Origin of the sequence: Marinifilum fragile JCM 15579, assembly GCF_001310955.1 — a bacterium.
GTDB classification, from domain to species: domain Bacteria; phylum Bacteroidota; class Bacteroidia; order Bacteroidales; family Marinifilaceae; genus Marinifilum; species Marinifilum fragile.
The window spans coordinates 1-5,876 of the sequence record NZ_BAZX01000058.1 but is presented as its reverse complement, the minus strand read 5'-3'; the positions used below and the strand labels follow the sequence as shown (position 1 = coordinate 5,876).

Sequence of the window (5,876 nt, the reverse complement as noted above, 5' to 3'; positions counted from 1 at the left end):
CGATATCAATCGCAAATTACTAATTTATTTATCAAACTTAAGGTAATTATTTCGGGAAATTATTGGGTGATTACGGACGTAATAATTTAACCAGCTTTAAACCCAAATCAAGAAACACAATCTTTGCATTGGCATTTCTTTCAATGTCCGTATAGGCTTTTGAAAGCTCATCAGAAATCATCCAAACATTATCTTCATTGATAAATGGAGAAAATCGTTGCGAGAAATTCATTTCCTCGCCGCTTAAATAAACCATTTCAGGCTGCTTTAAGTTTAAAATAAAATTCTCACGAATCATTCTAACCGCATAATTCAAAAAGCTTTTTTGACGTTCGCGTCCAATTGTCGCAATCTCTTCAGCCCAATCCATAATATCCAATACTTTACGAGCATAGCAATGTCTCATAATGTTGATGAAATTCTCAAAATTCTCTACATTTTCATCTGAATTCTGAATAAGGATTCTCGCTTTTCGATAACTCCCTTCCGATAAACGAACCACATTCTTTAATTCCTGATCGTTAAGATTAAAATCATTTTTAGCCGCTACAGCCAATGATTCTGTATCAATTGCCGGAATTTTAATCAGTTGTGTTCTAGACAATATGGTTTGTAGTATTTTATCAGGTTCTTCCGACACCATAAAAAACAAAGTTTTCGATGGTGGCTCCTCAATCATCTTCAGAAGCTTGTTGGCACATGAAGAATGCATCTTTTCAGGCAACCAAATGATCATTACCTTGTAATCCGATTCGTAAGTTTTTAAACTTAGTTTCCTGATAATTTCATTGCTTTCGCCAGAATAAATCATCCCTTGTGAGTTATCTACACCAAGGGTTCTGTACCAATCTCCAATATCAAAATAAGAATCACTCTCTATTTGCGATCGCCACAATTCAATAAAATTATCGCTCACAGGATTGGTAAATCCTTTCCCTTTAACAACCGGAAAAACAAAGTGAAGATCAGGGTGAACCAATTTCGCGTATTTTTTACACGAAGAACAAACCCCGCATGAATCGTTGTCTTTTTTATCCAAACATGAAACATACTGTGCAAATGCAATTGCCATCGACAGTTTACCAACTCCTTTAGGGCCAATCAACAATTGTGCATGGCTAACTCTGTTTTCTCTTACGGTTTGAATAAAACGTTGCTTGACCTCTTTGTGGCCAATTATATCTTTAAATTGCATGAATCTTCAATGTGAAATGGTTTCGAACAGGTAAGTTCAAACCTTACCTGTTGATCAAAAATCATTTAATCCCGAATATTGCGCAAAGGTACATCGGGGTATCCAAAGTTAAAAAAATATAGCAGAGCTTTATCATTAATGCTCAAGTTCAAATCCAATTGAGAAAAAAATGACGTTTTTACCTCTCAATTGCAATAGTGAATAATTCATGCAATCGTTTCAAAGTCAAAACAAAACAACTTATTACTAACTGACTTAGTGATGTTTAAAAGCGAATTTTCTTTCCTTATTGCAGCAATTTGAATAAAAACATACCTTTGTTTGGAAGAAAAAAATATAAAAGACATATTCCAATGCAAACAATTGATTCATACAATTTTTCAGGAAAGAAGGCGATTATCAGAGTTGATTTTAATGTGCCTTTGAACGATCAGTTCGAAATTACCGATGACACACGTATCCGTGCTGCACTTCCAACTATCAAAAAGGTATTAGAAGGAAACGGATCAGTTATTTTGATGTCTCACCTTGGTAGACCAAAAGGTGTTGATGAAAAATTCTCATTGAAACACATCGTTGCTCACCTTTCTGCAAAATTAGGTGTTGATGTGAAATTTGCTGACGATTGTATTGGTGAAAGTGCTAAAACAATGGCTGCTGACCTAAAAGAAGGTGAAGTTCTATTGTTGGAAAACCTTCGTTTTTACGGTGAAGAAAAAGCTGGTGACGAAGCTTTCGCTAAAAAACTAGCTGACTTGGCTGATCTTTGGATCAACGATGCATTTGGTACTGCACACCGTGCTCACGCTTCTACTGCTGTTATCGCTAAATTCTTCCCTAACGACAAGATGTTTGGTTACGTAATGGAAGGTGAGTTATCAAGCGTTGATAAAGTATTGAAAGACTCTAAGCGTCCGTTAACTGCAATTATGGGTGGTGCTAAGGTATCTTCAAAAATTGATATCATTAAAACTTTAATGCCTAAAGTTGACCACTTAATTATTGGTGGTGGTATGACTTACACTTTCGTTAAATCGATGGGTGGTAACATTGGTAACTCATTGGTTGAAGATGATAAGTTAGATATCGCAAGAGAAATTTTAAGTGAAGCTGAAGCAAACAATGTAAAACTTCACCTTGCAGTTGATGCATTAATTGCTGACGATTTCTCTAACGACGCAAACACTAAAGAATGTAACGTATCGGAAATTCCAGCTGATTGGATGGGATTAGATGTTGCTTCTGAAACTATTGAAAACTTCAAAAAAGTTATCGAAGAATCAGAAACAATTCTTTGGAATGGTCCTGTAGGTGTATTCGAAATGGATACTTTCGCTAAAGGAACCAAAGCAATTGCTGATGCAATTGTAACAGCTACTGAAAAAGGTGCTTTCTCATTAATTGGTGGTGGTGACTCTGTTGCAGCTATCAACAAGTACAACTTGGCTGATAAAGTAAGCTATGTATCAACTGGTGGTGGTGCTCTTTTGGAGTACATCGAAGGTAAAGAATTGCCAGGTGTTGCAGCTATTAGAGGGTAATTAACGATCCATAATATTTCCCTTTGCAGGGATTCTTAAAGCAGTCTTTCAAGGCTGCTTTTTTTTATTACTAAACGTAGATTTTTATGATTGTTTAAGATTCTCACTGATTAATGCTACGCAATAAACTTGGTTCAATTACCTTTGTAATCACAACAAATAGAGAATAGAAATGAACTGGAAGGAAAAAATATTTTCAATATCAAATAAAACTGAATTTGAACAAGTAGCCCTGGAAATTTTTCGTTATCAAGCGGAAAACAATGAGGTGTATCGTGAATATCTTCAACATTTGAAAAAGGATGTAAATCAAATCACTAAGCTTACAGATATTCCTTTTCTTCCCATAGAGTTTTTCAAATCCCGAAAGGTGGTTTCTTCCAACGATCCTGCAAAAGAAATTTTTACCAGCAGTGGAACAACTGGCAACCTAACCAGCAGGCACTTTGTTCCCGATATCAGTATTTATGAAGAGAGCTTTAAGAAAGGTTTCGAGGATTTTTATGGGCCAATAACAGATTATTGTGTTCTGGCTTTGCTTCCTTCTTATTTGGAGCGCGAAGGTTCATCCTTAATCTACATGATGGAACACCTGATTAAAGATAGTAAGCATGCTAAAAGTGGATTCTACCTGCACAATCATGAAGAATTGATTGAGTGCATTGCTGATTTAAAGAAATCGAATCAAAAAATTTTACTGCTTGGGGTTAGTTTTGCTTTGCTTGATTTGGCTGAAAAATATGCGCTAGATCTTTCCGATGTAATCATCATGGAGACTGGTGGCATGAAAGGAAGAAGAAAAGAAATTACTCGTGAAGAGTTGCACGCATTTCTTTGTTCCCGACTAGGTGTGAATGAAATCCATTCTGAGTATGGAATGACGGAATTGCTTTCGCAAGCATACTCTAAAGGAAAAAGTTTATTTCACACACCAAACTGGATGAAAATCATGATTCGCGATGCATACGATCCATTCAGCTATGAAAAAACAGGTAGAACTGGAGGTGTGAATGTGATCGATTTGGCCAATGTTCATTCTTGCTCGTTTATCGAAACTCAAGATCTTGGTAAAATCTACGAAGATGGAAAATTTGAAATTCTTGGTCGATTCGATCATTCTGATATTCGTGGTTGCAATCTTCTTGTAAACGAATAATACCGATTAGTTGCTAAACTACTCATTTATTTCGCTATACTCATCACTGAGTGATAGCAATCTATCGGCATTATACCAATGTGTAAATTAACATCTAAAAAGGTATAATAAAAAACACCAAACAGAGATTTAAATGAACGTAAACCACTCTGTTTGATGTTTCAAGTATCCTCTTATTAAAGGAAATTAGCCTGTTACACTATTTATTGAATTTTAATTGCTAATGCGTTAAGCATCACAACTATTTTTTATTTACACACAATTTCAGACTTATTCTGAAACCATTCACTAGCAAAATTTATACACACACACGTGCTTGTATTTCTCACCTGGCCTTAATATTGCATTTGGGAAATGCTCATAGTTTGGAGAATTTGGAAAAATCTGCGTTTCCATAGCAATCCCTGCACACTGTATAATTAGTGCTCCTTGTTTGCCTATTTCCGAGCCATTGAAATGAGCACCTGTGTAAATTTGTATCCCTGGCTGATCGGTATATACTTCCATTTTTCGTCCCGATTTAGGATCTGAAAGCACTCCTGCCAATTTTACCGTTCCATCGAAATCATCTAATACAAAATTGTGATCAATACCATCAATCATGTTGATTTGTTCATGATCCACATTGCAAGCTGATTCTACTGATTTTGCAGTCGTAAAATCGAATGGAGTATCCTTTACCGACACAATTTCTCCTGATGTAGTTCCCAATTCCGCAGAAATCGGTGTATAGTTTGACGCATTCAAGAGCAATTCATGATTCATTGCCGATCCATTGCCCGCACCATTCAAATTGAAATAAGGATGACTTGTTAAATTAATTACTGTTGGCTTTGATGTTTCTGCCTCATATTCAATCACAAATTGATTGTCATCAGTCAATCCGTATATTACTGAAACCTCCAATTTGCCAGGATAATTCTGATCGCCATCCTCGCTAGTCAAACTTAATTGGAAGGCTTGCACATATTCCTCTAACTCAACAGGTCTTACTTCCCAATTTCTTAGATTAAATCCATCAAATCCTCCATGTAAATGGTTTTGCTCATTATTACAGTCCAACTGAAATTTTTCTCCATCAATTTCAAATTCGCCTTTTACAATACGGTTGGCATAACGACCACAAAGGGCACCAAAATATGCATCACCATCAAGCGTTTGATCAATGGTATCATATCCAACAACAACATCTGCAATATTGCCTTCTGCATCAGGAACTTTTATTGAAATGATTTGACCACCACGAGCAATAAAATCAACCTCTATACTTTTATTTTTAAGTGTATAAATCTGCATGATTATCTTTTAATATTGCGAAACCCTTACAAAGTTTTTTGCCAATTCCAGGCAGAAAGCAAAGTTTCATCAAGACTTTTTTCTGATTTCCATCCCAACTCTCTGTTTGAATATGAGGTGTCTGCATATATCTGCTCAATATCTCCAGCTCTTCTGCCAACTATTTTATGTGGAACTTTCTCTCCTGTTGACCTTTCGAATGATTCAATGATTTCCAGTACAGAAACACCAGATCCCGTTCCAACATTAAAATATTCGTAGTTGGATGTGTTTTTATTTTGCAGCAAACGTTCAATGGCTACAACGTGTGCTTTAGCCAAATCTACTACATTAATGTAATCTCTAATGCAAGACCCGTCAGGCGTATTGTAATCATTTCCAAATACGCTAAGTTCAGGACGAATGCCTGCCACCGTTTGTGTAAGGAATGGAATAAGGTTGTTAGGAATGCCCAATGGCAATTCACCAATTTTTGAACTTGGATGTGCTCCAATTGGATTGAAATATCTCAAAGCAATTCCTTTCAATTCGGGATGAGCTTTTGTTGTATCGCGAATGATATCTTCACAAATTGATTTTGTATTTCCATAGGGCGATTCAGCTTCTTTTCGCGGAGTTGATTCCGTTACCGGCAACTTATCAGGCTGTCCATAAACTGTGCATGATGATGAGAAAACCAAGTTTGGAA

General features: G+C 36.1%; 5 protein-coding genes. 2 read left to right on the top strand and 3 right to left on the bottom strand.

The window, feature by feature from the left end; genetic code table 11:
* Positions 1-70: 70 nt before the first annotated feature.
* Positions 71-1,195 carry a DNA polymerase III subunit gene (locus tag JCM15579_RS19775; protein WP_054723015.1) on the bottom strand — a complete coding sequence of 375 codons (1,125 nt, stop codon included), beginning with the start codon at positions 1,193-1,195 and terminating at the stop codon, positions 71-73.
* Positions 1,196-1,548: 353 nt separating this feature from the next.
* Between JCM15579_RS19775 and JCM15579_RS19770 the strand changes: the two genes are divergently transcribed.
* Both JCM15579_RS19770 and JCM15579_RS19765 read left to right on the top strand, forming a co-directional pair.
* Entirely contained in the window at positions 1,549-2,736 is a 1,188-nt protein-coding gene (locus JCM15579_RS19770; protein ID WP_054723017.1) for a phosphoglycerate kinase, read from the top strand.
* A gap of 172 nt (positions 2,737-2,908) precedes the next feature.
* Positions 2,909-3,892 carry a LuxE/PaaK family acyltransferase gene (locus tag JCM15579_RS19765; protein ID WP_054723013.1) on the top strand — a complete coding sequence of 328 codons (984 nt, stop codon included), beginning with the start codon at positions 2,909-2,911 and terminating at the stop codon, positions 3,890-3,892.
* Between the two features lie 288 nt (positions 3,893-4,180).
* Here the strand turns inward: JCM15579_RS19765 and JCM15579_RS19760 are convergent, their stop codons facing one another.
* Together JCM15579_RS19760 and JCM15579_RS19755 are read right to left on the bottom strand one after the other, a co-directional pair.
* The gene (locus JCM15579_RS19760) at positions 4,181-5,188 is read right to left on the bottom strand and encodes an aldose epimerase family protein (protein WP_054723011.1); all 1,008 of its coding nucleotides are present in this window, start codon (positions 5,186-5,188) and stop codon (positions 4,181-4,183) included.
* Positions 5,189-5,214: 26 nt separating this feature from the next.
* The coding region (locus tag JCM15579_RS19755; protein WP_157471576.1) for an NAD-dependent epimerase/dehydratase family protein at positions 5,215-5,876 on the bottom strand (662 nt) is incomplete at its 5' end.

What these genes read in the sequence shown, in the direction of transcription:
- JCM15579_RS19770 (WP_054723017.1), top strand. Translation starts at nt 1,549, where the DNA reads ATGCAAACAATTGATTCATACAATTTTTCAGGAAAGAAGGCGATTATC.
- JCM15579_RS19775 (WP_054723015.1), bottom strand. Translation starts at nt 1,195, where the DNA reads ATGCAATTTAAAGATATAATTGGCCACAAAGAGGTCAAGCAACGTTTT.
- JCM15579_RS19765 (WP_054723013.1), top strand. Translation starts at nt 2,909, where the DNA reads ATGAACTGGAAGGAAAAAATATTTTCAATATCAAATAAAACTGAATTT.
- JCM15579_RS19760 (WP_054723011.1), bottom strand. Translation starts at nt 5,188, where the DNA reads ATGCAGATTTATACACTTAAAAATAAAAGTATAGAGGTTGATTTTATT.